This window comes from Novosphingobium pentaromativorans US6-1 (genome assembly GCF_000767465.1).
In the GTDB taxonomy this organism is placed as follows: Bacteria; Pseudomonadota; Alphaproteobacteria; order Sphingomonadales; family Sphingomonadaceae; genus Novosphingobium; species Novosphingobium pentaromativorans.
The window spans coordinates 91,599-118,356 of record NZ_CP009293.1 but is presented as its reverse complement, the minus strand read 5'-3'; the positions used below and the strand labels follow the sequence as shown (position 1 = coordinate 118,356).

The 26,758-nt window shown below is 63.0% G+C and carries 32 protein-coding genes and 2 pseudogenes; 17 read left to right on the top strand and 17 right to left on the bottom strand.

Annotated features, from left to right (window positions below; translation table 11 throughout):
* The first annotated feature begins 92 nt into the window (after window positions 1-92).
* Together JI59_RS22500 and JI59_RS22495 are read left to right on the top strand one after the other, a co-directional pair.
* Window positions 93-422, top strand: coding sequence for a helix-turn-helix domain-containing protein (locus tag JI59_RS22500; protein ID WP_007015688.1), 330 nt, complete (start codon window positions 93-95; stop codon window positions 420-422).
* Complete coding sequence (locus JI59_RS22495) at window positions 412-2,121, top strand: SulP family inorganic anion transporter (protein WP_007015689.1); 1,710 nt, start codon at window positions 412-414, stop codon at window positions 2,119-2,121. The genes JI59_RS22500 and JI59_RS22495 overlap by 11 nt, the downstream gene beginning before the upstream one ends.
* Before the next feature lie 310 nt (window positions 2,122-2,431).
* On the opposite strand, the gene JI59_RS22490 is transcribed toward JI59_RS22495, so the two are convergent.
* From JI59_RS22490 to JI59_RS22480, 3 genes are all read right to left on the bottom strand, one after another.
* Window positions 2,432-3,067, bottom strand: a complete 636-nt coding sequence (locus JI59_RS22490) for a peroxiredoxin (RefSeq protein ID WP_007015691.1) — start codon at window positions 3,065-3,067, stop codon at window positions 2,432-2,434.
* 205 nt (window positions 3,068-3,272) lie between these two features.
* Complete coding sequence (locus JI59_RS27475; protein ID WP_039858780.1) at window positions 3,273-3,587, bottom strand: hypothetical protein; 315 nt, start codon at window positions 3,585-3,587, stop codon at window positions 3,273-3,275.
* Window positions 3,588-3,598: 11 nt separating this feature from the next.
* Window positions 3,599-3,964, bottom strand: coding sequence for a MerR family DNA-binding protein (locus JI59_RS22480; RefSeq protein WP_007015693.1), 366 nt, complete (start codon window positions 3,962-3,964; stop codon window positions 3,599-3,601).
* Between the two features lie 568 nt (window positions 3,965-4,532).
* Here JI59_RS22480 and JI59_RS22475 point away from each other — a divergent pair.
* Entirely contained in the window at window positions 4,533-6,242 is a 1,710-nt protein-coding gene (locus tag JI59_RS22475; protein ID WP_039858783.1) for a thiamine pyrophosphate-dependent enzyme, read from the top strand.
* A 311-nt stretch (window positions 6,243-6,553) separates the two neighbouring features.
* Here JI59_RS22475 and JI59_RS22470 read toward each other — a convergent pair whose 3' ends face one another.
* From JI59_RS22470 to JI59_RS22460, 3 genes are all read right to left on the bottom strand, one after another.
* Window positions 6,554-7,150, bottom strand: a complete 597-nt coding sequence (locus JI59_RS22470; protein WP_039858786.1) for an SCO family protein — start codon at window positions 7,148-7,150, stop codon at window positions 6,554-6,556.
* 314 nt (window positions 7,151-7,464) lie between these two features.
* Window positions 7,465-8,115 carry a DsbA family protein gene (locus tag JI59_RS22465; RefSeq protein ID WP_007015696.1) on the bottom strand — a complete coding sequence of 217 codons (651 nt, stop codon included), beginning with the start codon at window positions 8,113-8,115 and terminating at the stop codon, window positions 7,465-7,467.
* Complete coding sequence (locus tag JI59_RS22460; protein WP_420845491.1) at window positions 8,112-8,546, bottom strand: disulfide bond formation protein B; 435 nt, start codon at window positions 8,544-8,546, stop codon at window positions 8,112-8,114. Before JI59_RS22460 ends, JI59_RS22465 begins: the two co-directional genes overlap by 4 nt.
* A gap of 382 nt (window positions 8,547-8,928) precedes the next feature.
* On the opposite strand from JI59_RS22460, the pseudogene JI59_RS22455 reads away from it, so the two are divergent.
* Window positions 8,929-9,240 (top strand): annotated as a pseudogene (locus tag JI59_RS22455) (FMN-binding glutamate synthase family protein); the annotation flags it as partial.
* Window positions 9,241-9,372: 132 nt separating this feature from the next.
* Here JI59_RS22455 and JI59_RS22450 read toward each other — a convergent pair.
* The gene (locus JI59_RS22450; RefSeq protein WP_153811646.1) at window positions 9,373-9,669 is read right to left on the bottom strand and encodes a hypothetical protein; all 297 of its coding nucleotides are present in this window, start codon (window positions 9,667-9,669) and stop codon (window positions 9,373-9,375) included.
* A gap of 200 nt (window positions 9,670-9,869) precedes the next feature.
* Between JI59_RS22450 and JI59_RS26425 the strand changes: the two are divergent.
* Window positions 9,870-10,198: pseudogene (locus tag JI59_RS26425) on the top strand (thioredoxin domain-containing protein); the annotation flags it as partial.
* A gap of 37 nt (window positions 10,199-10,235) precedes the next feature.
* Here JI59_RS26425 and JI59_RS22440 read toward each other — a convergent pair.
* A complete protein-coding gene (locus JI59_RS22440) occupies window positions 10,236-10,661 on the bottom strand; it encodes a MerR family transcriptional regulator (RefSeq protein ID WP_039858447.1) in 426 nt (141 codons plus the stop codon).
* A 323-nt stretch (window positions 10,662-10,984) separates the two neighbouring features.
* On the opposite strand from JI59_RS22440, the gene JI59_RS22435 reads away from it, so the two are divergent.
* From JI59_RS22435 to JI59_RS27835, 7 genes are all read left to right on the top strand, one after another.
* Window positions 10,985-11,599, top strand: a complete 615-nt coding sequence (locus JI59_RS22435) for a cation diffusion facilitator family transporter (protein WP_039858450.1) — start codon at window positions 10,985-10,987, stop codon at window positions 11,597-11,599.
* Between the two features lie 28 nt (window positions 11,600-11,627).
* Window positions 11,628-12,059 carry a DUF411 domain-containing protein gene (locus tag JI59_RS22430; protein ID WP_007015368.1) on the top strand — a complete coding sequence of 144 codons (432 nt, stop codon included), beginning with the start codon at window positions 11,628-11,630 and terminating at the stop codon, window positions 12,057-12,059.
* Window positions 12,060-12,097: 38 nt separating this feature from the next.
* The gene (locus JI59_RS28065; protein ID WP_007015369.1) at window positions 12,098-12,232 is read left to right on the top strand and encodes a hypothetical protein; all 135 of its coding nucleotides are present in this window, start codon (window positions 12,098-12,100) and stop codon (window positions 12,230-12,232) included.
* 36 nt (window positions 12,233-12,268) lie between these two features.
* On the top strand, window positions 12,269-13,018 hold the full coding sequence (locus JI59_RS22425) for an MBL fold metallo-hydrolase (protein ID WP_007015370.1): 750 nt from the start codon (window positions 12,269-12,271) through the stop codon (window positions 13,016-13,018).
* Window positions 13,019-13,075: 57 nt separating this feature from the next.
* A complete protein-coding gene (locus JI59_RS22420; protein WP_007015371.1) occupies window positions 13,076-14,011 on the top strand; it encodes an NAD(P)/FAD-dependent oxidoreductase in 936 nt (311 codons plus the stop codon).
* A gap of 201 nt (window positions 14,012-14,212) precedes the next feature.
* Window positions 14,213-14,530 (top strand): TFIIB-type zinc ribbon-containing protein, encoded by a 318-nt coding sequence (locus tag JI59_RS22415; RefSeq protein ID WP_072384744.1) that lies wholly within the window; start codon window positions 14,213-14,215, stop codon window positions 14,528-14,530.
* 333 nt (window positions 14,531-14,863) lie between these two features.
* Window positions 14,864-15,061, top strand: coding sequence for a hypothetical protein (locus JI59_RS27835; RefSeq protein ID WP_007015373.1), 198 nt, complete (start codon window positions 14,864-14,866; stop codon window positions 15,059-15,061).
* Between the two features lie 139 nt (window positions 15,062-15,200).
* On the opposite strand, the gene JI59_RS22405 is transcribed toward JI59_RS27835, so the two are convergent.
* The 4 genes from JI59_RS22405 to JI59_RS27830 are packed head-to-tail and all read right to left on the bottom strand — an operon-like array spanning window position 15,201 to window position 19,282.
* Window positions 15,201-15,473: a hypothetical protein gene (locus JI59_RS22405; RefSeq protein ID WP_041565048.1), complete on the bottom strand. Its 273-nt coding sequence runs from the start codon at window positions 15,471-15,473 to the stop codon at window positions 15,201-15,203.
* Window positions 15,470-17,992 carry a cbb3-type cytochrome c oxidase subunit I gene (locus JI59_RS22400; RefSeq protein ID WP_007015374.1) on the bottom strand — a complete coding sequence of 841 codons (2,523 nt, stop codon included), beginning with the start codon at window positions 17,990-17,992 and terminating at the stop codon, window positions 15,470-15,472. Before JI59_RS22400 ends, JI59_RS22405 begins: the two co-directional genes overlap by 4 nt.
* A complete protein-coding gene (gene coxB, locus JI59_RS22395) occupies window positions 17,989-18,948 on the bottom strand; it encodes a cytochrome c oxidase subunit II (protein WP_039858458.1) in 960 nt (319 codons plus the stop codon). The genes JI59_RS22400 and coxB overlap by 4 nt, the downstream gene beginning before the upstream one ends.
* Window positions 18,938-19,282, bottom strand: coding sequence for a c-type cytochrome (locus JI59_RS27830; protein ID WP_041565068.1), 345 nt, complete (start codon window positions 19,280-19,282; stop codon window positions 18,938-18,940). The genes coxB and JI59_RS27830 overlap by 11 nt, the downstream gene beginning before the upstream one ends.
* 57 nt (window positions 19,283-19,339) lie before the next feature.
* On the opposite strand from JI59_RS27830, the gene JI59_RS27825 reads away from it, so the two are divergent.
* Window positions 19,340-19,975: a c-type cytochrome gene (locus JI59_RS27825; RefSeq protein WP_081474081.1), complete on the top strand. Its 636-nt coding sequence runs from the start codon at window positions 19,340-19,342 to the stop codon at window positions 19,973-19,975.
* Here JI59_RS27825 and JI59_RS22385 read toward each other — a convergent pair.
* Both JI59_RS22385 and JI59_RS22380 read right to left on the bottom strand, forming a co-directional pair.
* The gene (locus JI59_RS22385) at window positions 19,872-20,540 is read right to left on the bottom strand and encodes a cytochrome b (RefSeq protein WP_007015379.1); all 669 of its coding nucleotides are present in this window, start codon (window positions 20,538-20,540) and stop codon (window positions 19,872-19,874) included. The genes JI59_RS27825 and JI59_RS22385 overlap by 104 nt on opposite strands.
* Window positions 20,537-21,250 carry a cytochrome c oxidase assembly protein gene (locus JI59_RS22380; protein WP_007015378.1) on the bottom strand — a complete coding sequence of 238 codons (714 nt, stop codon included), beginning with the start codon at window positions 21,248-21,250 and terminating at the stop codon, window positions 20,537-20,539. Before JI59_RS22380 ends, JI59_RS22385 begins: the two co-directional genes overlap by 4 nt.
* A 157-nt stretch (window positions 21,251-21,407) precedes the next feature.
* Here JI59_RS22380 and JI59_RS22375 point away from each other — a divergent pair, with 157 nt between their 5' ends.
* From JI59_RS22375 to JI59_RS28060, 3 genes are all read left to right on the top strand, one after another.
* Window positions 21,408-22,013: a cation efflux transmembrane domain-containing protein gene (locus tag JI59_RS22375; RefSeq protein WP_039858464.1), complete on the top strand. Its 606-nt coding sequence runs from the start codon at window positions 21,408-21,410 to the stop codon at window positions 22,011-22,013.
* On the top strand, window positions 22,010-23,563 hold the full coding sequence (locus JI59_RS22370; RefSeq protein ID WP_174888148.1) for a pyruvate kinase: 1,554 nt from the start codon (window positions 22,010-22,012) through the stop codon (window positions 23,561-23,563). Before JI59_RS22375 ends, JI59_RS22370 begins: the two co-directional genes overlap by 4 nt.
* A gap of 80 nt (window positions 23,564-23,643) precedes the next feature.
* Window positions 23,644-23,769, top strand: a complete 126-nt coding sequence (locus JI59_RS28060) for a hypothetical protein (protein WP_007015382.1) — start codon at window positions 23,644-23,646, stop codon at window positions 23,767-23,769.
* A 42-nt stretch (window positions 23,770-23,811) separates the two neighbouring features.
* Here JI59_RS28060 and JI59_RS27470 read toward each other — a convergent pair whose 3' ends face one another.
* The gene (locus JI59_RS27470; RefSeq protein ID WP_007015383.1) at window positions 23,812-24,030 is read right to left on the bottom strand and encodes a hypothetical protein; all 219 of its coding nucleotides are present in this window, start codon (window positions 24,028-24,030) and stop codon (window positions 23,812-23,814) included.
* 805 nt (window positions 24,031-24,835) lie between these two features.
* Between JI59_RS27470 and fliE the strand changes: the two genes are divergently transcribed.
* The gene (gene fliE, locus JI59_RS22365) at window positions 24,836-25,261 is read left to right on the top strand and encodes a flagellar hook-basal body complex protein FliE (protein ID WP_007015384.1); all 426 of its coding nucleotides are present in this window, start codon (window positions 24,836-24,838) and stop codon (window positions 25,259-25,261) included.
* Window positions 25,262-25,342: 81 nt separating this feature from the next.
* On the opposite strand, the gene JI59_RS22360 is transcribed toward fliE, so the two are convergent.
* Both JI59_RS22360 and JI59_RS22355 read right to left on the bottom strand, forming a co-directional pair.
* On the bottom strand, window positions 25,343-25,945 hold the full coding sequence (locus JI59_RS22360) for a DedA family protein (protein WP_007015385.1): 603 nt from the start codon (window positions 25,943-25,945) through the stop codon (window positions 25,343-25,345).
* 62 nt (window positions 25,946-26,007) lie between these two features.
* Window positions 26,008-26,757, bottom strand: a complete 750-nt coding sequence (locus JI59_RS22355) for an HAD-IIB family hydrolase (protein ID WP_007015386.1) — start codon at window positions 26,755-26,757, stop codon at window positions 26,008-26,010.
* Window position 26,758 lies beyond the last annotated feature (1 nt).

Below are 26,758 nucleotides of genomic sequence, written 5' to 3'. Positions count from 1 at the left end.
CACAGCGACGAAAATACCGTGACAGTCCGGTAGCATATAGCATATGTGAGATGTAAGATTGTAATTTGATGTTTTATACATCATGAGGTCCAATGATCACGTCACAGCAGATGCGGGCCGCCCGCGCCCTTCTTGGGCTGGACCAGCGCCAGCTAGCCGCCTTGGCCGGCGTGTCGCTGCCGACCATTCAGCGTATGGAAGCGTCCGACGGTCAGGTGCGCAGTGTCGTTGACACGCTGGTCAAGGTGATCAATGCACTCGAAGCGGCGGGCATCGAGATCATCGGCGAGAATGCCCCGAGCAGCGGCGCGGGGCGCGGGGTTCGCTTGAAGGAAAGCGTCACGGGCAAAAGCCCGAAACGTGTCCTGTCGGTCCTGTTCGACCAGATCGAGGAGCCGGCGGGCACTAGTCATGCCGGTTGATGCCCGGCGCTTTGCCTTAACGCCCAAGCTGATCACTGTTTTGCGCGAAGGCTATGGCGTGGACAGGCTGCGCCGCGACGCCGTGGCGGGTCTGACCGTCGCCATCGTCGCGTTGCCGCTTGCCATGGCGCTCGCGATCGCCAGCGGCGCGTCACCCGACAAGGGGCTCGCCACCGCTGTGGTGGCGGGATTTCTCATTTCTGCGCTTGGCGGCTCGCGCGTCCAGGTCGGCGGCCCCACCGGCGCGTTTGTTGTCGTCGTGTTCAACGTCATCGCCCAGCACGGCTATGATGGGCTCGTGCTCGCGACGCTGACGGCCGGGCTTATGCTGATCGCCGCCGGTTACGCGAAGCTCGGCAGTCTGATCCGCTATATCCCGCATCCGGTGATCACCGGTTTTACCGCCGGTATTGCGGTCATCATCGCCTCCAGCCAGGTCAAGGACTTCCTCGGCCTCTCAATCGACAAGCTGCCCGCCGACTTCATTGCCAAGTGGCAAGCCTATTTCTCGGCGCTCGGCTCGGTGCAATGGGAAGCGCTGGTGCTGGGCGTCGCATCGTTTCTGCTGATTCTCGCGCTGCGGCGCTCGGCACCGCGCCTGCCGGGCTTCCTGATCGCGGTGATCGCCGCTTCGTTCGTGGCGACGCTTCTCCAACTTCCGGTCGAAACCATCGGCTCGCGTTTCCCCGACCTGCCTACCGGCCTTCCAGCGCCCTCCTTGCCGGATATATCGTGGGCAAAACTGCAGGCGGTGATGCCGAGCGCTTTCACCATCGCGTTCCTCGCTGGAATTGAAGCACTTCTGTCGGCGGTGGTCGCGGACGGCATGATTGGTTCGCGCCACCGTTCAAACCAGGAACTGGTCGGTCAGGGCGTCGCCAACATGGCCTCCGCCCTGTTCGGCGGCCTGCCCGCTACCGGCGCGCTCGCGCGCACCGCGACCAACATCAAAGCCGGCGCGCTCACCCCCGTGGCCGGCATGCTCCATGCGATCTTTCTGCTGCTGTTCATGCTGCTCGCTTCAGGCCTTATGGCCTATGTGCCGCTGGCCGCGCTCGCTGCGATCCTGTTCGTGGTCGCCTGGGGCATGAGCGAGCACGAGCGTTTCATGCGCTTGCTGCGCATGCCCGGCGGCGACCGCGCGCTGCTCCTGCTGACCTTCGCCCTTACCGTGCTGGTGGACCTGACGGTGGCGATCGGTGTCGGTGTGACGCTGGCCTCGCTACTGTTCATGATGCGCATGAGTCGAACGGTGGCCATCGCGGGCGGCCTTGACGAACTCTCTGGCGACATGGAGGACGAGCGCGAGGACGTCGGCCAGCGGGATGGGCTGCCCAGGGGGGTCGAGGTCTTCCGTATCGAAGGCCCGCTCTTTTTCGGCGTCGCGGACGAACTGTTGGATATCTTGCGACGGGTCGGACCTACACCAAAGGCGGTCATCTTGCGCATGCGGCGCGTGCCGCTCCTGGATGCGAGCGGTGCGGCCGCGCTCGAGCAAATCGTAACTCAAGCTTGTGCCGCAGGCACGCATATCATTTTCTCCGGCACTCAGGCCCAGCCGCTTGACATGCTCAGGCGTCATTCCCTGGGATTGAATGGCCGCCAGGTCACTCACAGGGCTAGCTTCACCGAAGCTCTCCAACTCGCGGCGGCCATCGCCGACCCATCAACCGATCCCAAAGGCAGCACACTCTCATGACTGACAGCAATGACGACTAAATCTACAACGAAGCATCGTGCGACTGGCTTTCGGCTGTCGAAGCTGCGAGCAGACCTGTCACCGAAGCAACCTTAAACCGCTCGTCCCGGACATGAACGGGCAGCCGGCCGACAATAGGTATGTTACCACACCGGCGCGCGGTTCATAGTCCAGCATAGGGTCGATGATCGCCGACCGCGCTACGCGCGGGCGGCGATCATATATTGCAGTTGCCGGTGGCGGCATCGTGGAACGCAGCCACCCTATGGCCGCCGCGCTCGAAGCGGGTGTTCGCTCCCCGGCGCAGCCATCACTCGCCCGGCTGCGGGACAATGCGCAAATACGGGCGAAGCGTCGTCCATCCCTCGGGGAAACGCTCGTGCGCCTCCTCATCGCCGACCGAGGGCACGATGATAACATCCTCGCCCTGCTTCCAGTTCACCGGCGTCGCGACCTTGTACTTCGCGGTCAGTTGCAGCGAGTCGATCGTCCGCAGGATTTCGTCAAAGTTGCGGCCGGTGCTCGCCGGATAGGTCATGCTCAGCTTCAGCGTCTTGTCCGGCCCGATCACGAAGACCGAACGAACCGTCATCGTGTCGTCGGCGCCGGGATGGATCATGCCGTAGAGCGTCGACACCTTGCGATCGGCATCGGCAATCAGCGGGAAGTTGAGCCGGTGCCCCTGCGTCTGCTCGATGTCGTCGGCCCACTGGTCGTGGTTGGCGAGTTCGTCAACGCTCAGGCCGATCACCTTGACGCCGCGTCGGTCGAACTCGGGTTTCAAGCGCGACACGTCGCCCAGTTCGGTCGTGCAAACGGGCGTAAAATTCTTCGGGTGCGAGAACAGCACCGCCCACTGACCGTTGAGCCAGTCGTGAAAATTGATCTCGCCTTCGGTGGTGGCCGCGGTGAAATCGGGCACGGTATCGCCGAGTTGGATGGTCATAATAGCCTCTCGTAAATGGCAGGCGGCGCTTCGGGCGTTGGCCCGGCGCCGGAAAAACAGGTGGATTCGCTGATTGCCTACAACCGCGGGGGCGGCGGTTCGGGTCCGCGAACCAAGCGCTGCGAATCGCGGGTCGGCGCCCATGGATAGGCGGCCACCGCCGCGGAACGCCGAGCCGCCTCGAGCGTCACGAAATCCGGCAATATCATGCATGAAACGCTGCAGACAGGCGTTCTGGATTGATCCCCTGTGCGTGCCGGTCCGGCAGAGACGCAAAGAGCACGGCGGGACCGGACCCGGACGCCTGTGCGGCTGAACAAAGCGCCCCCGCCTGCAGGGCCAATGCAACGCCCAGCATCAACGAAAGGATCGCGCGCATCAAGGAATAGCATCGGCTCATAGTCAGAGACATGGAACGATCCATGACGATTGAAACCCCATAATCGCCCAATACACCAAAATGTCCGCCCGTTGCGACGCGCGATGCCCTCTCTCCGCCGCCGACTGCCTGCCGGGCCATCAGTTCGCCGATTACCGCGATTTGCCCGTCGAAAGGCCGACACAGCATTCCAGGCGCTCAACAAGTTCTTTTCGCAGCGTCTGCAAAGCAGCCAGTTTGCGATCGACCTCGGCCAGGTGCGCGACGACGATCGTATCGATTTCGACGCATGAACCACGCGGATCGTCGGTCAGTTCCAGAAGCCCGCGAACCTGTTCAAGCGTGAAGCCGAGATCGCGCGCTCGCTTGATGAATGACAAGCGATCGACCTGTGCCTGCCCGTAAAGCCGATAATTGCTGTCCGACCGCCGATCGCAGGTGGTCAGCCCTTCAGTTTCGTAGAACCGGATCGTTTCGATCTTGAGACCGGTGGCTTTCGACACCTCGCCGATCCGCATTCCGTTTTCTCCTTACCCCTAAAGTAAGTCGAGGATTCATATAATCTGTTCGCGTCCCCCATTCTAGGTTGAAGAGATGAGCGCGTGACGCCCCATGCCGGATCGCCTGATCGAGCATGTTCTGAAGAAGCGCGCGCTTAACCGCGATCTCCGGCTCGGCGCGGCGTAGGAAGAACCCCGATTGTTGGCGGCTATGCGGTAGCGATGACGACACAGATAACGACGAAAAAGTCGGTCCGGCGCGAAGGGAAAACGCTCGTTAAAAGGCATCCGGCAGGACGATCGCGGAGCGCAGCCGGATATAAGCGACCGACACACCGAGCGCGCAAGTCGCGATCGCCAACGCTGACTGTGCAGCACCATGTGCTGCTAGGATTACACATCATCGATCAATGCCCACATGCCGATTTCGGCCCGGCGAGCGGCGACAGCTTGTCGTAAGCGCGATGGATACTACGCTGCAACTGTGCATCGGCTGCCACTCATCGACAGCATTCATGTCGCCCCGCCACGGAACGCTCCCCGCGCAGTGTCGTTTCCTTTCATGTGCCTGGCCAAAGGAGCGACAATGACAACCGTAGCCGAAGTGATCATCAAGACGCTCGCGGCGGCGGGGGCACGGCGTTGCTACGGTATCGCCGGTGACTCGCTCAATTACGTTACCGACGCTATCCGCCAGAGCGACATCCGCTGGTTGCATGTCCGGCACGAGGAAGCCGCGGGATTTGCGGCCGGCGCGGACGCGATGCTGACGGGGGAACTGGCGCTCTGCGCAGGCTCGTGCGGTCCGGGAAGCTTGCATTTCATCAACGGCCTGTACGAGTCACACCGTAACCGCGCGCCCGTCGTCTTAATCGCCAGCCAGCTCGCGCAGGCCGAACTGGGTTTCGAATTTCCGCAGGAGGTCGATTTCAAGGCGATCTATGCGACGTGCAGCGTGTTTTGTGAAGAGATCAGAACGCCGGCGCAGGCACGGCGGATGACGGCGATGGCGGCCCAAGCCGCCCTCGCGAGGCGGGGTGTCGCCGTCCTCGTAGTTCCTTCCGACGTCGCCAGCGCCAAGGCCGTCGAAGAGCCGGACTTCGCCGTCCATCGCGCTCGTCCGCTCGTTCGGCCATCAGACGCGGAACTCGACCAACTCGCCGCGGCATTGGCTGCTGGCAAGCGCTTGGCGATCTACGGCGGTTCGGGCTGCGAAGCGGCGCATGATGGGATCGTCGCGCTGGCAACCAAGCTCAAGGCGCCGATCGCCCATACGTCGCGCGCCAAGGACTTTCTTGCCCACGACAATCCCTACGATGTGGGGATGACCGGCATCTTCGGCTGCGAGGCCGGCTTCCACGCGCTCAAGTCCTGCGACACCCTCCTGCTGCTCGGTTGCGACTTTGCCTGGCGGCAGTTCTATCCGGAAAAGGCGACGATCCTGCAGGTCGATCTCGACGGTACGCATCTGGGCCGCCGCCATCCGGTCGATATCGGCGTGGTCGGGGATGTCGCGGCGACTGTCGAGGCCTTGCTCGCGCGCGTAGCGTTGCGCGATGACGACAGCTTCCTTCGCGAATGTCTCGGAAAGAAGGATGGCGATGACCACGCGCAGGAAGAGCGGACGACTCCCGGCAAAGGCGGCGGCATCCATCCCCAATATCTAGCGGAGACGATCTCCCGTCTCGCCGCCTCCGACGCGGTGTTCACAGCTGATGCCGGCTCGCCGATGGTCTGGTGCCTGCGGCACGTCCGCTCGACCGGTAGCAATCGCACGGTGATCAGCCTCAGTCACGGGACTATGGCGAACGCCATGCCGCAGGCGCTGGGTGCCAAGGCCGCCTATCCCGACCGTCAGGTCATTTCGCTGTCGGGGGATGGCGGCCTGTCAATGATGCTCGGCGATCTCCTGACAGCCGTGCAGGAAAAGCTGCCGATCAAGATAGCGGTGTTCAACAACAGCTCGCTCAACTTCGTCGAGATCGAACAAAAGGTCGAGGGGCTACTCGACGCCTATACCAATCTGGTCAATCCCGACTTTTCCCGCGTGGCCGAGGCGATCGGCTTCTGGGGTCGCCGGGTCGAGACCGCCGATGCAGTGGAGGACGCGGTAATTGCCTGGCTTAACGAGCCCGGCCCGGCTCTGCTCGACGTGGTCACCGACCGGTTTGAACTGGTCATGCCGCCCAAAGTCGAGGCGGGCCAGGTCGCGGGCATGGCGCTCTATTCGGCCAAGGCGTTGCTCGGCGGGCGCGGACGCGATGTATTCGGGTTGATCCGGCACCTACTCTCTTAAGGCGTGACATGCCACGCTTTAACGGTTGCTGCCGAACAATGCCATTCTCGTTAGTATAGTGCATTACTTGCGTGCTTCATTCACATCTCTGATCCGTTTGTCTGTCGCAAAACGCGGCACGGTCTTGCGCTCGAGCCGATACCTGAAAAGAGGTCAGGTCCACTGGCCCGCTCACAAGGAGAAGAAGCCTATTCAGGAGCCTTACTGTAAGCCCGCCTAAAGCCATGACCGATATATTGCTAACGCGGAAGTGATACTTTTAATATAATGGCTTTTTCGAAATATGCGGACCCGACCTACTTCATATCGGATCAACGCACCCACTTCACGAGTTCAGCCGCAACCGCTTTATAGTCCTTGTCGATCGGCAGCATCACAACGGGTTTGCCTCGTCTGTCCATAAGGTATGCGATGCGGCTATGATCCATCAGATAGCCCCCAGCGCCTTCGGTTCCCTTCGCAGAATAAGCAGCAAACGCCTTGCTGGCTGCTGCGATGGCTTCTGGACTGCCTGAGAGACCAAGAAGCCGCGGCGAGAATGCGGCTGCGAATTCGCCGACAACCTCAGGAGTGTCACGTTCCGGATCAATAGTTATGAAGATCGGCTGGACCTGCTTCGCGAGTTCGGGATTGACTTTCTCAAATTCGCCGAAGCCTTTCATGAGAATCTGAACGTCCATGGGACACACGTCTGGGCAATATGTATAACCAAAGTAGACTATACGGTACTTCCCGTCGAAATCAGTCCAACGCACTTCTCGGTTGGTTTTGTCCACCAAGGTGAATGGACCACCAATCGCCGCCCCTGCAAGAGGGGGGGACTCAAGGGGGGCGTTCGGCGCGCTATCACATGCTGCAAGCGCCAAGGCGAGAAGCGGAATAGCTATCGTGCGAATTTGATCGGTCATGACGCGGCGTCATGCTATGCGAACAGCACGCGCGCAAGTTTGTTCTATACCAAACTTGCGCAACCCTTGTGGATCCTGGGCCGCCATGATGTTCGGCATTGCGGAACTGTGTGCCTTTTGGGATCAGGTTCCCTTCCAGCGTGAGAGGCCACCCTGTTGCATTAGGGGTCAGAGCGCGCGGATTTCGGCGATCAGTTTTAGGATGGCACCGGCAGTTGCCCCTGCGTCGAGTCTGAAATGACTGTGCATCGCTGAGTTGTGCACGCGAGGCTATAATTGCTATGCGCAGTTTGGCCCAGGGACTGCTGGAACTGTCATCGCGTCGCAGCAACCTCGGACTTCACAAGCGCGGAGAGCTGCTCGGCTCCAATGTTGCTCAAGACCTTACCGTTCACGTAGAAAGTGGGAGTCCCCTTGACGCCGATCGCGCTGAGGTCGGCGACATCCTGGTTCAGGTTCTTCGTGAATTCGGGCGATGCCGTTGTCTGGCGCGCCCGTTCCACGTTCAGGCCGACCGAACTTGCTGCGGCCCAGGCCCTCTCCGCGCGAGCATCGTCGTGCCATTCGGGCTGGGAGGCCAGGACCGCCTCGAGCACGGGAACGAAAATGCCCTGTTCCCGCGCCCCCTCCAGGATCTTGATGGCTTCCTCCGAACCCTGGTGCAACGGGGCGTAGCGAAGAACCAGGCGCACGTCATTCGGATGCTCAGCCATGATCTGCTTCACGACAGGATACATGGCCCGGCAGGCCTCACAGGACGGGTCGAAAAACTCGACTATCGTGACTCGCCCGTTTTCGGCGCCCAGCACCGGCGCATGGGCGCGTATCAGGATGTCCGATACCGATGCCGGGGCCGGCACCTGAGCTTCCCGGACTTCGGCTGATCTATTGTAATAAAACGCCGATACGCCGAATCCGACTATAGCGAGAATTGCCACGGCAACGACAGCGAAGCGCTTGCTCATTCGTGAGACCTCCAGCTTATGGGGATAAGCAGTGCGATGATCGCTGTAAAGGAAAGCAGCGAGAGAAAGGGAATAGGGATACCGTCGAAGATAAGCATGTTGGAACTCGAACAGGACGGACCGATCCCACACGGCGTGATATTCTGCGCGATGACACCGAAATAAAGCAGAGCATGATAGAAGGCGATCAGCCAACCAACCCCGGCGACCGGCAAGGCATAGCGCCACGCGCCCGCATCTGACGTATAACTTGCCACGGCGAGGATTATGGCAAGCGGGAACATGAACGCGCGCTGGAACCAGCACAGGACGCAGGGCGATTGCCCCATGATCTCGCCGATATAAAGAGCGCCAAGAGTGGACAGAAGCGCCACGAGCCAAGCGGAAAATAGCAGGGTCCATACACTTCCGGGACCCGAAGGGGCCTTCATCATCTCAGCACTCCTTTGCCCTTTGGTAGGGTTCCCAGCGCGAAGCTGCAAGCGGGGGACCGATCTGACGAAATTGAAACTTGGCCGGCCAGCCCTGGTTCAAGCCCGTCGGTGGACATCGCAACCGAAGCAAAAGCTAGCCGTTTGTCGCACTGTTTGGCCATCTCGACGGTCGACGGGTTAAACCTATAGCAACTCGAGCACCAACATGCGGCTCAGACCTGCCCGTGTCCCTATGCGCGCTGCAGCGGATAACGCGCTCACCGTCCTCATCGGGCCGGACAAAAAGCTCAAGCTCACCATCACCTATCCAGCAAGCACCGTGCGCAATTTCAAAGAAATCCTCCGAGTGATCGATTCCCTGCAACTGGCCGCCAGACATGGCGTGGCGACGCAGTCACCCGCCCGCCAGCGCGGCTTGGTCGTCGAAGAAAAGGCGGCGCGCGTTGCACGGTTTCATAAGGCAACGCTCGACGCCCTGCACGACATCGTCGTGGCCTGCGGCCTCGAATCACCTGACGAGTTCAGTCCGGACAATTTCGGGCAGCAGATCAGCGCGATAGAGATGCGCACGATGGATGAAGTCTATCATTTCGTCGCAGCCGGCGAGTTGATTGACGGCGCACGCGACGAGCGTCTCGCGAAATGGTGGAAGCTGGCTGATGCCGCCAGTTTCTCTCGCCGCGCAGTTTGACAAACAGCCAATTCGGCCAGAGCACCCGACAATCTTCTAACGATCGCTGATGCTCCCCTCCATCCGCCCATCGACATCGGCAGTAGCGCATATTTAGTCAGCCAATGAGGCGGATCGCAGGGTCATTCCTGACTATCGATGATGACGGCGAGGGCGATCGTGCCTGCGTCGCTCGTGCCGGTCTTGGCGGTAATTGTCGCGATAGGCATGGCGATCGTAACGCGGGTCGTTCCAACTTTGCTGGTGGCGATCGTAGTTCCCGTATCCATAGGAGCCGTAGCTGCCGTAGCCGCCGTACGAACCATGGCCCGAACCTTGACGAGGTACGTCATGCCCGCCGCGATTGCCGCCGTGTCCTTGCGCCATCGCGACCGGCGCAGCAAGCAGTGACAACATCGCCGCAGCGGCTGCCAGAATAACGCGTTTCATCGATCATCTCCTCAAACGAACGTTGGCTTCACGCCATGCGTCATGTGATGGAGTGATCCGGCTGAACCTAGCCGGAACGCATCACCGAACGTCTGTTCATCTAATGACGCGAGAAAATTTCGTGTCTCATTAGACTGTAGATTCACGGTTCTCAGGCTCTGCGCGCCAATCACCGATGGTGGAATTGGGGCGACCAGTGCGCTGATCTATATGGCATGGTCCACCCGCTGGCGGACGACACGCTCACCGTCAGATCGGTACTCGTTATCGGGCCGGACAAGAAGCTCAAGCTGACCATCACCTATCCGGCGAGCACCGGGCGCAATTTAATTTCGAGGAAATCCTCCGGGTGATCGATTCCCTGCAACTGATCGCCAGGCATAGCGTGGCGACGCCCGTGAACTGGCGTCAGGGCGAAGACGTCATCATCGTGCCATCGCTCAGCGACGATGAGGCTCGAGGCAAGTTTCCCAAGGGATGGCGGACACTCAAGCCCTATCTGAGAATCACGCCGCAACCGCAGGATTAGGCTCGGGCCCGCAAGAGCGGCGCGATGGGCGATCGCCTCATCCCGACACTGTCATATCCGGATCGGCGCGAAAGGCGTCCAGAATACGGCAGTCGTCGAGCGTAGTGTGACCGCACTGCGTCAAGAGGCGCGAGAGCGTGGCTTCAAGCGCCTTGAGATCGGCGATCTTCCCCCTGACTTCGGCAAGACGCGCGATTGCTATCGAATCCACCTCGGCGCACGGAGCTTCCACCGGTCGTGCCGACAGGGACAGAAGTTCGCGCACGGTGCCAAGCGGGAAGCCGAGTTCTCGAGCTTTCCGGATGAAAACGAGCCGTTCGAGATGCCGGCGATCATAGATCCGATGCCCGCCCCGGTTTCGGCCGGGTTCGGCGAGCAGCCCGATTTTCTCGTAGTAGCGGATCGTGACGACCTTGCATCCGGTGACGGTCGCCAAGGCTCCAATTGAAAAGTTTTGTCGCATCCCCTTGAACCTATAGCAGCTATAGGGCTTACGTAGCAATCTGGATCTCATTGGTAGGCGACGAGCGTGTCATGAAAGAGTGCTGCGAAGGGGCTGACAAGCAGCCGAAGGCGTCGACCTGCGACAAGCCAGAGACAACGGATGGAATCGCCTTGCCGGCGTGCTCGTCGTCAGGCGCAGCATTGACGAAAGCATCCAGTCCTTGCTGCCCGGAACCGGCTGAAGAGGACAAAGCGGCGTCTGCCTGCGAGGCGCCGCGCGCGCCTGATGAAGCAGGCGGGCATTTCAGCGGTGACGACTGCTGTTCCGCGAAGGAGCAGGAGATCGCCGCGCTGGGGACTCATTCGGACGTCAAGCGCGTGCTGCAGATCGTACTCGCCATCAACCTCGCCATGTTCGTCGCCGAGTTCACGGCGGGCCTTCTGGCCAACTCCACCGCGTTGATGGCGGACTCCGTCGACATGCTCGGCGATGCGCTGGTGTATATCCTGAGCCTCTATGCTCTTCAGCGCAGCTTGCGGTGGCGGGCCGGAGCGGCCCTCGCGAAGGGCGGGATCATCGCTGCGTTCGGCATTTGGGTGATGTTCGAGGCTGCATCGAAGCTGGTGAACGGTGTGACTCCGGTGGCCGGGACAATGGTTCTTTTCGGCCTGATTGCGCTTGCCGCGAATCTCACCTGCCTCGCGCTCCTTTACCGGTTCCGTGACCGCGACGTGAACCTGTCGAGCACGTTCGAATGCTCGCGCAACGACGTCATAGCCAATACGGGCGTGCTCATCGCGGCAGCGGGCGTCTATGCGACAGATGCCGCCTGGCCCGATATTCTTGTGGGCGTGATCATCGCGATCCTGTTCTTCCGCTCTGCGATACGCGTGCTGCGCCAGGCCTGGCCACAATTCAGGGCGGCGCGGCCGGCCGTTGCGGTGCCGCTGGATTGAGCGGACGGTGCAGAGGAAGGAACTACTTATGCTGAGAAAAGTCGCGATGCTGGCTCTCCTCGGGGCAATTGTGACCGCGCCTGCCGAGGCTGGGACCATCGGCGGTGTGATGTACAAGGATCCCGGCTGCGGGTGCTGCGACGGTCACGCCGCCGCGCTGCGACGGGCAGGAATGGACATCGCGGTGGTCCCGACCGGCAATGATGTTTCGGTCCAGGCGCGCAGGGCCGTGCCCGAAGCGCTTCGGGGCTGCCACACTACGATAGTCGGCGGCTATGCCGTCGAAGGACATGTGCCGGTCAATGTGGTGCAGCGCATGCTGCGCGAGAAGCCGGCCATTCGCGGGATCGCGCTGCCCGGAATGCCGTCCGGCTCTCCCGGTATGGCGGGGCCGAAGACCGCGCCTTTCAAGGTGCTGAGCTTCGGACCTGCCGGCACCAAAGTCTATGCGGTCGAGTAACGGAGCGTGAATGCGGTGACACTCTTCGGAAATGGGAGATGGTTGGAGATGACATCGTCTATTTCAAGCGCTGCTCCGAAGCCCAATGCGGGATGCCGGGACACCCCGACAATTTGTCAGCCCGTATCGCATTCTATGCCGATGCAACCGTGGCGGCCTCGCCGCTTGACTGAGCGAGGCGTACCAGTGTCTGGCGTTTGCCCAGCGTCATGATTTTTCGACAGCTCTTCGAGCCGGAGTCGGGCACGTACACCTATCTGATTGGCTGTCGGGATAGCGGACTGGCCGTGCTGATCGACCCGGTATGCGAGATGGTCGATCGCGATCTGTCCGTCCTTCAGCAGCTGGGTTTGACCCTGACATATACGCTCGAAACGCATATTCACGCGGATCATGTCACCTCAGCCTGTCGGCTTCGGAGCCTGACAGGATGCAAGATCGCCTATCCGGAGATGGACGGCCTCGCCTGCGCCGACATCGCCGTGAATGAAATGAACCCGCTCAGCGTGGGCAGCCTGATCTTGCGACCCCTGTTCACGCCGGGTCACACCGACGCGCATCACAGCTACCTGATCGACCGGCCCGATGCGAGCAGGGTGTTCACTGGCGATGCTCTCCTGATCGACGGGTGCGGGCGCACCGACTTTCAGAACGGCGATGCGGGCACATTGTATCGGTCGATCCACGAGAAGCTGTTCACTCTTCCCGACGACACGCTCGTATACCCCGCGCATGATTACAAGCATCGCCACGTCACGACCGTGGCCCAGGAGCGCGAGCGAAACCCGCGAGTAGGCGGCGGCAAGACACTTGAACAGTTTATCGAGATCATGGCGAACCTCGACCTGCCTTACCCCAAGCAGATCGATGTCGCCGTTCCGGCCAACCGCCTGTGCGGCGACTGCCGGGATGAGGACACCGCCGCCCGTGATCCATCTTGCCGTGCACTACAGGGTTGATCCGGTGGGCTCGGAAACCAAACGCCCGGGCCGCTCGAGAAGGAAGCCGCGGACAATATGACGCAAGATTGCTGCGACGCTCTGATTATCGGAGGCGGTCCGGCGGGGCTGACCGCCGCCATCTATCTCGCACGCTATCGCCGCCGGGTCGTCGTGGTGGATGAAGGCCATAGCCGCGCGAAGTGGATCCCGCTTTCGCACAATCATGCCGGTTTCCCGGACGGCATTGGCGGCGAGGATCTTCTCCTTCGCATGCGCGCCCAGGCCGAGCGCTATGGCGCGACGATCAGGGCCGGCCGCGTAGACGTGATCGAAGGGTCCGCGGATGCGTTCGCCGCTCGCGGTGAGGGGCTGAGCATTTCCGCGCGCCAGATCCTGATCGCGACGGGCGTGGAGAACCGGCGTCCGGAAATGAACGAGGACACCCATCGGGACGCCCTCGATCGGGGGCTTCTGCGCTATTGTCCTGTCTGCGACGGCTTCGAGGCAAGCCACCAGTCGATCGGGGTCATTGGCGCTGATACCCATGGTGTGGCGGAAGCCTTGTTCCTGCGAACCTTTTCGGATCGGATCACGCTGCTCGCGCATCAATCCACCGAGCTCGACGACAGCGACCGGGAAAGTCTGAGCCATGCGGGGATCGTGGTCGCGTCGAGCACGCTCGACCGGCTGGATTTCTCCGGCGATCAGGTGGTGGTGCATCTGATCGATGACACCGAATTGCGGTTCGACACGATCTATCCCGCGCTCGGCTCCGACACCAACAATGCGCTCGCCAGGCAACTTGATGTCGAACTGAGCGACGATCGCTGCATCGTCGTCGATACCAAGCAGCGCGCATCCATGGAAGGTGTGTATGCGGCTGGCGATATCGTGATGGCGCTCGATCAGATCAGCGTGGCCATGGGCCATGCAGCAGTCGCGGCCACGGCCATGCACAATGACTTGCGGAACAGGGACGGACAGACCCCCGCAGAGAAAGGCGATCATTGAAATGCATGCGGATCGCAGGTGGAGAGAAGCGCAGATGGGGTCGTGCGGGCCGCACGCAGCGATCCCTCCGACGCTCTTTCATGCTGGCGCAGAAGGCTCTGCCCGAATCTGCGATTCGTTCGAGAGGAAGCCTGCTATCTAGGCTATATGAGGATGCGCGAAATCGTGCTCGATCCCGTCAGGAAAGAAGGATTTGTCACAATGGAAAACCGTGCAGCGCCAGGTCTCCTTTGCCCTACCTGCCGGGTTGATCTGGTCATGAGCGAGCGTCAGGGCATCGAGATCGACTATTGCCCGCAATGTCGCGGGGTCTGGCTCGACCGGGGCGAACTCGACAAGATCATCGAGCGCAATATAAGCGATGCAGCAGCCCGCCCGACTGGCGACGCGTGGTCCGGCGGAGGGCGCGCGGGGGCGTTCGACGACCGTCGCGGCCACAGCGATCACGGAGGCAAGCACGGCTACGAGCGTGGCCATCGTGGTCGCCGCAAGAGCTTCCTGAGCGAATTGTTCGACTGAAAGTCCCGTGGGTCGGTGCGATCATTCCCGCGAAGCCACGCCCCCGTGAGGGACGATGCGTCGTCGAGGGGACGACTGAAGCGCCACTTTCCTGCGCGCGCCGGCCGCACCGCCTCTGATCCCGCGTTCGAACCTTATGGTCGGCGCGCTCGCCTGGAACGCTGGGCCTCGTTATTCGACCGCAACCCTTATCAGCTTGTCGGGCTCGTGCGGCCTTCATGGGCGTCAGGTCGTGAAGTCATCCCGATGGTATCGAGCCCGAGCGCGATCGATATCGCGTGGGCAGATCCCGTGTTTCGGGTCACCGGTCTGAGGGACCGATCCCGCGGCGCGATGACAGCCTTCTTCGGCCTTTCGGACGCGCAGTTCGACCGGATCGCCTCGGGCTCGGGGCGCGTTCCGCTTCGCCCGGCGTGGCAGATGGCGGCGCGAATCCGGAATGTCGCCGACCCGCGCCTGGAAAGGCTGCTCCTGATCGGCATCCTGGCCATCATCGCCATGGTCATCGGCACCGTGCAATGGCTTGGATAGTGACGGGGTCAAGGGCCGGTCGATGGCGGCGATACTCTATACGCTAATCTCGCTTGCGGCGGTTCTCGCAGATATCGCGGGATAAAATGCGAGGGGGCAGAACGCATCGGCGTTTGACGGGTTTTCTCGTCCGCGAGCGTCAGGCCAGCATGACGGGCAAGCCCTGCCAAAGCACGGCGAGGAGGCTCAAGACAGCGCCCGCCATGCCAACCGACCGCCGCCACTGCGCGAATGCTTCCGAGCATGCCATCGCGCGAAGCCAGCGCAGCAGCCATAGATCGGCGATGATGCAGAGAATTGTCAGCGCGATAACGAGCGTTGCCGACGGCGCGAACTCCGCGATCAGATAGAGGCCGAAGAAATGGACGGTCCAGACGATGAAGCCGCCGAGTAGAATCAGCCAGCTTTTCACGCGCCGACCGCGCGGGTGAAAATCGTACCCACCAGCCCCTGCGCGCCGCAATAGCCGATGAACAGGCAGGCGAGGTCGAGCGTGCTGTTGCGCGTCGGCGTGATGAGCCCGCGCAGCGCTCGCCAGCCGAGATAGGCGGCGAACAGGATGCCGATCGCGGCCACGGTGCCCTGCAGTGATAGGATGGCGAACACCGCCGCCCCCTGGCCGCTGGCGTCGGGGGCCAGCACGGCGCTCCACATGCGGATATCGAGCCAGGTGAGCAGCGGCGCCGCCAAACCCGCGAGCAGCACGGGGGCGACCGCCCAATTATTGCCTATGCGGTGCAGCCACCGAGACGACACGGCGGCGGCCACGACGAGTCCGTAGCCCAGCGCTATGGGCGCACCTTCGCCAAGCAATGCCGGCGGCGTCCAGAAGGTGGGTTGGTTGCTCCACAGGAAGGCAAGCCCGAACATCGCCATGGCCGAGATCATGGCCATGACGATCATCAGGATGACCATCGCCCACCAGCCATGGCTGCGCGGGCCGGTCATGTAGGTCGGCACCATGATGCCGGCGCCGATGTCGACCTCGTCCTGCGCGATCGGCCGGTCGGTCTCCGACAGCCAGCGCAGCATGGCCATGACGGTGATGACGCCGCTGGCGAGGCCGAACATATAGGCCTGCACCGTCAACGCGAGGAAGAAGAAGGCGGTGAAAATCGCCGCGACGAGCGGCCAGACCGATGGGCCGGGCATGATCTGGACATATTGCGGTTCGGCCAGCAGCGGGCTGGTGACGATCGTTTCGCGCAGACCGGTGGCCGAGCGCGGCAGGAAATAGCGGCCCTGCTCGACATTGTCGGAAATCTTGGGGTCGTCCCACAGGGGCTCGCGGCTCTTCACCACCGGGATCGAGCGCGTCGAATAGAGTTCGGTCGGCAGCCATTCGAGCGAGCCCGCGCCATAGACATTGCCGGCATTGCCGCCGCCCGGCGCCATGCGGAAATTGCGCGCGAGATCGATCAGGAACAGCAGGACGCCGAAGGCGAACAGGAACGCCCCGACCGTCGAGATGAGGTTCAGCATGTCCCAGCCGCTGCCCGGCAGATAGGTGTAGACGCGGCGCGGCATGCCCATCAGGCCGGCGAGGTGCATCGGCATGAAGGCGACGTTCATGCCGGTGAACATCAGGCCGAACACCCATTTCGCCAGCCGCTCGCTCATCGCGCGGCTACTGACCATCGGGATCCAGTAATACATCGCGGCGAACAGCGGGAACACCATGCCGCCGATCAGCACATAGTGGAGGTGCGCGACGATGAAATAGGTGTCGTGCGCCTGCCAGTCGAACGGCACCAGCGCGACCATCACGCCGGTCAGCCCGCCGGTCACGAAGATGACGATGCTGCCGAGCACGAACAGCCCCGGCGCGTTGAAGCGCGGCCTGCCGATCGCCAGCGTCGCGATCCACGAGAAGACCTGGATGCCGGCGGGCAGGCTGACCGCCATCGAGGCGGCGGAGAAGAAGCCCGTCGTCATCGGCGGCAGGCCGACGGTGAACATGTGATGCGCCCAGACGCCGAAGCTGATGAAGCCGGTGGCGATCATGGCCAGCACGATCAGGCGGTAGCCGACCAGTTCCGCCTTCGCGACGGTGGGCACGATCATGCTCATCATGCCGGCGGCGGGCAGGAAGATGATGTAGACCTCGGGATGGCCGAAGAACCAGAACAGATGCTGCCATAGCACCGGATCGCCGCCGCGCGCCGCGTCGAAGAAGGGCCAGTTGAAGGCACGCTCGATCTCCAGCAGCAGCGTCGCCAGGATTACGCTGGGAAAGGCGATGATGATCATCACCGCGAAGACCAGCATGGCCCAGGCGAAGATCGGCATCTTGTCGAGGCTCATGCCCGGCGCGCGGGTGCGCAGGACGCCGACGATGATCTCGATCGCGCCGGCGATTGCGCTGATCTCGATGAAACCGATGCCGAGCAGCCAGAAGTCGGCGTTGATGCCGGGCGAATAGGCCTTGGACGTATAGGGCGGGTACATGAACCAGCCGCCGTCGGGGGCAAGGCCGACGAACAGCGAGGCGAAGAAGGCGAGCCCGCCCACCGCATAGGCCCAGAAGGCATAGGCCGAGAGGCGCGGGAACGGCAGGTCGCGCGCGGCCAGCATCTGCGGCAGCAGCAGCACGCCCGCCGCCTCGACCATCGGCACGGCGAAGAGAAACATCATCACCGTGCCGTGCATGGTGAAGACCTGATTGTAGGTCGCCTGTGGCAGCACCTCCATCAGCGGCGCGGCGAGCTGGACCCGCATCAGCAGCGCCAGCACGCCCGCCAGCAGGAAGAACAGGAAGGCGGTGCCGAGATAGAAGATGCCGACATAATTGTTGTTGACGACGGTCAGATATTCCCAGCCGTGCGGCGCGCACCAAATACGGCGCAGTTCCTCCTCTTCCTCGGCCGGGCGTTCCTCCTGCGTCGGGAACCGCTGGTAGAGATCGGGATCGAACCCGGTCTCCGACCTCATTTGAGGCTTTCCATATATGCGGCCAGCGCGTTGAGATCGTCGGGGCTGAACTGCTTGTAGTTGGGCATGCGGTTGCCCGGCTTGATCGTCTGGCTGTCGGCGATCCAACCGGCCAGCGTGCCGCGATTATTGGGCAGGATGCCCGCGCCCAGCGATCGCCGTGCGCCGACATGGGTCAGGTCGGGACCGGCCGTGCCGTTGGCGGGCGTGCCGCGAATGGCGTGGCAGCCAGCACAGCCGCTGGCGAGGAACAGTTCGGGCCCGCGCCCTGAGACCGGCGGCGGAGGCGCCAGACGTTCGGCGCGCCAGCGGGCGAAGCTTTCCGGCGTATGCGCGACGACGACGAAGCCCATCAGCGCATGGGCGCCGCCGCAATATTCTGCGCATTGCCCGCCATAGGTGCCCGGCTGCTCGGCGCGGATGCGCAGCAGGTTGCGGCGGCCGGGGATCATGTCCATCTTGCCGGCAAGCCTCGGCACCCAGAAGCTGTGAAGGACGTCCGCCGATTCCAGTTCCAGCAGGACCGGTTGCCCGACGGGCACATGCAGTTCGTTGGCATCGCGGATCACGGTCTCGCCGCGTTCGCCGAGGTAGGTCACGCGCCACCACCACATTTCGCCCGTAACCCTGACGCGCATCTCGCCCGCTCGTGCTGCCGTCGCCTGCAGGCTGCCGGTCAGCCACAGGCCCCAGACCAGCAGGGCCGTCAGCACGACGCCGGGAAAGACCACGCCGCCGATCCAGATCGTCCGGTCGCCGCCCAGCCGCTTTCTCAACGCCGGCTTGCCCCAGAGCGCCACCGCGAGTGCGGCGAGGACGATCAGCAGTACGGCCGTGCCGCCGAGCAGCAGCGCCCAGGCCAGCCGCGTGATGGGCTCGGCGTATGGGCCGGCCGGATCGAGCACCGCTGGCGGCCAGCCGCCGAGCGCCGCCTTCAAGGTGGCGCTATTGCTCATGCAGGAACGCCGCGATGTCGTCGGCCTGCGCTGCGGTCATGGTGACCGTCGGCATGGCAGTGCCGGAAGAATTGCGCAGGAAAGCAGCCAAATTATCAGGGCGGTTGGGGTAGCGGCCCGCGATCATGCCGCGCTGTGCGAACCTTTCGAGCGAAGGACCGGTCGTTCCCTGCGGCCAGATGCCCGACATGGCGTGACATGCCCCGCAGCCGAGGCGTTCCGCCGCCGTCTTGCCGCGCGCGGCTGCTTCGCCGCCCGTGGCATTGGGCGCGATCTCGGGCTTGTCGCAAGCGGCGAGCAGCAGGACTGCGGTCAAGAGAATGCGTGCCCCCAAAAGAGATCTTCCTTCCCCGATGGGGAACCGACCGCCATCCACTCGGTTCCCCGTGCGATGACGCGATATTTTCTGTGCCTCGGCCTGCTGGCTCCGCTGCTTCTGACGGCATGCAACGAGATGGGCGGCAACCCGGCGTTTCGTGCGACCGGCGAAGTGATCGCGTTCAGCGGCGGCAACGGTGGCCCTACGAGCGCCTGCGCGACCTGCCACGGCTTGAAAGGCGAAGGGGACGGACGCCTGACCCCGCGTCTTGCCCGCCTCGACGCCGGTTATCTCGTCCGCCAGCTGGACGATTATGCCACTGGTCGGCGCAAGCACGTGGCGATGCGTGCGATCGCCCGGCGACTGGACAGCGAGGACCGGGTCAAGGTCTCGGCCTATTATGCCGCGCTGCCGCCCCCGGCATCCGCGTGGCGATCGACGCCGGTTTACGCCAGCAAATGCGCCAGTTGTCATGGTCCGAACGGTGAAGGCGTTGGCCCCGGCAACCCGCCGCTTGCCGGGCAATCGCCGGCCTACGTCGCGGCGCAGATCGAGGCATGGCGATCGGGTCAGCGGCGGGATCCCACGGGCACGATGCTGGCCATCAGCCGCGCACTGGCGCCGGACGAGCTTGCGATCCTGGCAGGCCATGGCGCGGCTCCGCTTCTGCCGGCTCGTCCTCCTTCAACTCCGGCAGCATCCCGATGAGCACATCATGCCGGTTCCAGAAATGATGCTTGAGCGCCGCCCCGACATGCATGGGGATCAGCGCGAGCAGAAGCAGGATTAGCAGAGTGTGGATGCCGTCTGCCCAACCCAGGATGGTCCATTGCGCCGCCACCGGAATATCGTGGAACGGCAATTGCGGCCACGCGGCGCCGAGCAGGTCGAGCTTCGGCCCGTCGCCCAGCGCCGACCACATCGCCCAGCCAGACAGCGGCAGGCCGAAGAAGCAGATGTAAAAGAGCGCATGGGTGACGTAGGCGAGCTTGGTTTGCCAACCCAGTCCATCCGCGTCGTTGATTGGTCCCGGCACGATCGTGCGCCACACGAAGCGCAGCGTCGCCAGCACCAGCATGCCCAGGCCCAGTTCGGAATGCAGCTTGTAGGCGTCCAGCTTGTCGCCGCCCACCGGCATGCGGCTCATATACCAGCCCCAGTAGAGCTGAAAGGAGATGAGGGCCGCCATGATCCAGTGGAAGGCGACGCCGACCGGGGAGTAGCGCCGATCGGCGGTATGCCGCGCCGCCCATTCGCGGATCGCTTCGATCATGCGATCGCTATCCGCTGCCGCTCGGCGAGCCAATTGCCTGCCAGCCTGAGCGCGGCGACGAGATAAATCGCTCCACCCACGATCCACATCAGCAGGCCGGCAAGCTGCTGGTCCTCCACCGGGCTGAGGCCCCAGGGCTGCGTCGTGATCCAGTGCCAGGCGTACAGCGGCGTGGACGCGAAGGTGAGCAGAGCGCCGAGTAAGCCCATCTGAACCATCGTCGCCAGCAGGACCGCGACGCCGGTGGGGGCGGTTGCGGCCAGCACGCTGCGCCAGAGCCCGATCGCCGAGACGAGCAGGGTCAGTTCCATAAGCCAGTAGGCGCCGTCGCTGGCAAGCGCGAAGGCATAGGCCGCCGGCGCGTGCCACGCCCAGAAGATCAGGGCATGGGCACAGGCCCATGCCGCCGGCCTGCCCCGAACGGCTGGCCATGCGATCGCCAGCAGAGGCGCCGCGACGGCCGTCAGCAGGATATGATGCGCCGCGCGTGCCGAGAACAGCGCCGAACTCAACGCACAGAACGGCGATACGAACAGCAGAAGGAGAATGGCACAGCCTGCGGCGAGCGGAAGAGGCCGCGCTCGGACTGCGCGGCCGATCAAGAAGAGACCGATCACCAGCCCTATCGCCAGCGGATCCGGATTCCAGCGCGTCCAGATCTCGACGGGAAGGGGCGCGGAGCCGCAATAGGGAATCGGTGGAAGCCGCATGACGCTGCAACCATAGGCGCCTTCGGAGGTTCCCGTCACGAGTGGCTGTGGTCAAGCTTGCTGGAACGTGGCACGGAGGAACCGCAGGGCGTGCCGGCCGTATCACCCAGGGCGTGACGTCTCGCGCATGACCGACAAGCGATCCGAAAGGCGCCGCATGAACGACAGAGCGCCGGAAGGGCCAGACGAGAGACGGACGCTGTGGATCGTCCTGGTGCTCAACCTCGCGATCGCGATCGCGTTCCTGATCGCGGGCATTAGCGGAGATTCCAGCGCGCTTCTCGCCAACGGGCTCGACAACCTGTCGGACGCGGCGGTCTATGCCTTGAGCCTGATCGCTCTCAGCCGGGGGGCGAAGTGGAAGACGCGGGCGGCGGCCGTTTCGGGCTTCATGCTCCTGATCTTCGCCGGCGGTATCCTGCTCGACGTCGGTCGCCGCTATCTACAGGGCAGCGAGCCAATCGGCGTCACGATGATGACCATGTCGGCGATTGCGGCGGTGGTCAACTTCGTCTGCCTCAAACTGCTGCAACGGCTGCGAGAACCAGACGTCAACCTGCGCGCGGCGACCACTTTCAGCTTCAACGACTTCATCTCGAACGGCGGGATCCTTGTCGCCGGTGCTCTGGTCTGGTGGCTGGGATCCAACTGGCCCGACCTCCTGGTCGGTTTTCTCACCGCGGTGATCGCGATCAAGGGCGGCATCGAGATTTTGCGCGATGCGCGGTGCGAAGCCCGCGAAGCAAAAAGGGCCAGCGCATGAAAAACGCCAGGCATGCCTCGGTGGGCGATCCGCGCCGCCATCGGCATCTGGGACCGAAAGTGCGTCAGTCCCCGCAGCCGGACAAGGCGATCACCGAACCGGCCGCGCTGCTCGACAGCCTCGATGCGCTGACCACCGAGGTACGGCGGGAAGGCGCCGCGAAGTTGGGGCAATGGGATATTGGCGAAGCCCATGGGTTTGCCTCCTGCGCCGCCAACCTGGCGGACTATCTCGCCCTACGCGGACACGATCTGCGGCCGCTCCAGCGCGGGCTGACGATGCTCGGCCTGTCCTCGTTGGGGCGATCGGAGGGGCACGTCCTCCCCGCGCTTCAGGCGACCCGCGCGGCGCTTGCGGCGATTGTCGGCAGGCAACCGGACGAGCGGCCGCCATCGGAAGCATTCTTCGCCGGCGAGCGCTGCCTGACCGAGCGGCGGCAGGCCCTGTTCGGTGCGACCGGCGATCTGCGCGCGACCGCAATCATGGTGACCTGTCCAAGCGAAGCCGCGGAAGACCCTGCGTTCATGCGAGACCTCGCCGACCGCAGGATCGAAGCACTGCGCATCAACTGCGCGCATGACGGTCCGCGCAGATGGTTGCGGATGATCGAACACGCCCGTTCAGCCGAGCAAGAGACCGGCCACAGGATGCGCATCTTCATGGATCTCGCCGGTCCGAAGATCCGCACCGGCGACATGGAAGGCGGCAGGAGGCGTCTGCACGTGGGCGACCGCCTGAGGATCGTCGAACCCGGTACGCTGGGTGCCCACAACACGGATGAGGCGGTTACGGCAGTCGAATGCACGCTCGGCGAAGCGGTGCGCAGTAGCCGGACCGGCGACCATGTTTTCTATAACGACGGCAAGCTCGGCGGCGTGATCGAGGAAGCGGGCGACGACGGACTGCTGGTGCTTATCCAACAGGCTCCGGAGAAGGGCGTCAGGCTAAAACCCGAAAAGGGCCTCAACTTCCCCGACGCCGATCTCGGCATCGCCGCGCTCACGAAAAAGGACCGCCGCGACCTGAAGTTCATTGCCGCCCATGCCGACGGCGTCCAATACTCGTTCGTCCAGTCCGCCGCCGACGTGATGCAGCTGCAGGAGGCGTTGGCGGAACTGCGCGACGACTGGCAGGAACTCGCGATTGTGCTCAAAGTGGAGACCATCCGGGCGATCGACAATCTGCCGGAGATCATGGTTCACGCCGCCAGCCGGCAGCCTACCGCCGTGATGATCGCGCGGGGCGACCTTGCCGTTGAGATCGGCTTTGCCCGCATGGCCGAAATGCAGGAGGAGATCCTTTGGCTGGCCGAGGCTGCTCACGTGCCGGTGATCTGGGCGACGCAGGTCCTGGAGAACCTGGTCAAGAAGGGCCGGCCTTCTCGTGGCGAAATGACCGACGCGGCGATGGCCGCGCGCGCCGAATGCGTGATGCTGAACAAGGGCCCACATATCCTCGAGGCGATCGAGGTTCTCGACACCCTGCTCGGCCGCATGGGCGAGCACCAGCACAAGAAGACACCGCAACTGCGTGCTCTGAAAAGCTGGTAGCCTTCGACACACATTAGCCCAATGAGGTATCTGGAACTGTCAGGCGCTCTCGCCGGTTCTGGGGATGCAAGGAGATAGCCATGGCCAGCACCCCACCCGATCCGCATCCCGACTCTCCACCCCGCGGCCCCGACCAGACCCCGGAACAGCTTCCGCAGCCGGATGACGATGGCCGGGAAAGCGTCGAAGACCTGCCGGAAGAGTAGTGCTTTACGATCATTGCACCGCAGCTAAGCTCCGGGTCCTTGTCAGTGGTGGCCTGAGCCGTGTCCGGAATTATGATGGCCACCGCTCATGCGGTGATGGCCGCGTGATCCATGGCCGATCGAACGGTGCCCCAAGCCAACGAACGCCGATCCGTAGCCGAAGGTGCCAAAATAGGGTTGGCCGTAATAACCGGCAGGGTAATAGCCGCGCGAGGCTACCGCCGGAGAGAGGACAAGCAGGCAGGTCGGCGCCGCCGTCACACCTCCTTCAGTCGGGGTCGCGGGAGGCGACGGCGATCTGGTAACGGGCGCAATCGGCTCCGCGGCTATCGAACCCGGGGTCGTGCAGGGCACGCGGTAATAGACGTACCCTGGTCCGCGCGGCGTGGTGGCGCATCCGCTCAAAGCAAGTACGGCCAGCAAACCAACTCCCGCAAGCCTCGATCTCGTGAACAACATTGTTCTTCCTTCTGGCGTGCCTCCCCGAAGGCCGCATGTTCACGATACACCACAGAGCCTCCTTCGCATAGCAAACTGCGCAGCGTGCTGGCTTTACGGGGCGTCAGCGTCATTCACCGCCAATTCAACCAAAGGATGCCACGCTGCTCGCCCACGGTTGACTAAAGTCAGGAGGTTGTCGTGAACAGGCGTGCTTTGTCGCTTTTGGCCGGATCGGCAGCGGCTCTCTTTCTGGCCGCGCCGGCACTTGCCGGACAGCATGGCGGCGGCGTGAATTGGACCGGGTCACATGGCGGCGTCAACTGGGACGGAGGCCACCCCTACTCGGGCGTCGACTACAAGGGCAATTCCACCCCCACTACGACCGAACGCTACCCGCGTCGGGCGCCCTATCTCACCCCCCGTGCTGATCCGGCAAAGCCCACACCTACCGACCGAGAGGCCCGCAACGGCTCTAAAAAACGTTCAGGCTCACCATACGGTACTCGGTAGACTTTCGCCGACTATCGCTCCTTTGAAAGCCCGTTCCGAGATAGGCAATGGGCAGTCCTTCACTGCTTGTTAACCTTAATGAAGGACAATTTTCTCGCCTCAAGGAGCAGGACGAATGAGCGACATCGGCAGCATCATGGCCGCGCGCAACGCGATCATCCAGGGCAATGCCGCCCTGCGTGCCGCGGTGCAGCGTTCACCGGTCGATGCCCAACGAGGCGCACAATTCGCTACGGCATTGGTGAATGCCCAAAACGCTCCTTCTACCCTTCGTGCAACGAGCACAGGCGGGACTCCTCCCCCCGAAACCGCGGGTCCCGTGCCCGGTTTCGCCTCGACGCTTTCAAGCCTGCTGGCCCGGGTCAATACCGGACTGGACGCCGAGGACACCGCGGCGGAAGCCTATGAGCGCGGAGAAACAACCGACATCGCAAGCGTCATGCTCACTCAGCAGCAGGCGTCCATTCAGTTCGAAGCGACTCTGCAGGTACGCAACAAACTGCTCACAGCCTATAAGGACATAATGAACATGTCGATTTGAGGCGCTATGGCTTCACTGCTTAGCGCTCACCGGTGAGACACCGGCCTGCTCACACCCAATGCCTGATTACGCCGGTCCGACTTAGCGATGCTTCCGACCGAAGGTCGCAACGCGCCAAAGATACCAGATTCCTGCCAACGCCAGCACGGCATTGCTGACCGGCTCGACAATCGTGGCGATCTGGCCGTAGCGCTCGCCCAACTCATAGCCTGCGATGGCCAGCATGGCAGTCCACGCCGCCGATCCGATGGTGGTCCAGGCCAAAAATGGCCCCAGCGCCATGCCGGTGACACCAGCCGGCACCGAAATCAGCGTGCGGATGCCCGGCAACAGCCTGCCGAACAGCACCGCCCAGCGACCATAGCGATCGAACCATTTGTCCACCCGATCGATTTCTTCGGGTGTCAACGTCAGCCAGCGGCCATGATCCGCGGCAAACCGCTTGAGCCGCTCGATCCCGATCCAGCGCCCCACATAATACCAGAGGGTGGCACCAGCGACCGACCCCAGCGTGCCGGCCATGATCACGACCGGCAGCGAGCCGCGCCCCTGCGCTGCCGTATAGCCGGCCAGCGGCAGGATGACCTCGGACGGGACAGGCGGGAAAAGATTCTCCCCAAACATGAGCAGAAATACGCCAAGGCCGCCCAGGTTGGAGATCAGCGCGACGATCGCGTCATACATTCTGCTTTCTCCAAGCGAGCGTTGCCGTGACGGTTACTTTCATCAACAATCCCTCCGCGCGATCATCGTTTCAGGCAAGCGACGATCGCGGTGATCACCGAAACCGTCTCCGCGACGTCACGAACCCTTACGGTGTCGAGACCAATCTCGGCCGCCGGATAGTCGTTGCCGCCCGGATAGATCGCATCGCCCAGAAACAGCATTTCATCCAGCCCGACGCCGCTTTCCGCGCTCAACCGCTTGAGACCGTAGCCCTTGTCTACGCCTGCGCGCGTGACGTCGATCGACGTGGTGCCGCCGAGGTTGATCGAAAGACCGGGTAGTGCTTCGCGGAGAACGGCCTGAAGCGCCGTCCGCTTGGTGCGATCCGGATCCCATGCCTCCTTGGCTTCGAGCGGCGCTTGCTGCCCGAGCCCCGAAAAGGTGAACTGGCTGCCGCGGTCTTCGAGCCGGTCTCCCCAGATGCGTTCATCGGTCAGATCCGCCTCCGCCAGCGCCCGGTCGAAAGCTGCGCGGATCTTTGCCTTCTCCTCCTTTTCGAACAGGTCCGCATAGACCGTTTGCCACGCGCTCCCGTCGAACCGATAGAGTTTGGTGCCGGTGGTCGGCATCAGCCAGAGCCGCTCTCGCTTAGCGTCGGCCGGCAGGCGCAATGCGACTTGCTTGTCGAACTGCGGCCAGTCACCGCCCGAGATCACCGCCACATCCGCAACCTCCAGAAGGCTCGATAGCGCGGCGCCCATCTCTTGGGACAAAGGCTGTTTGCTTTCCGCCAGCGTGCCGTCCAGATCGAACGCAATCAGTCGCTTCATG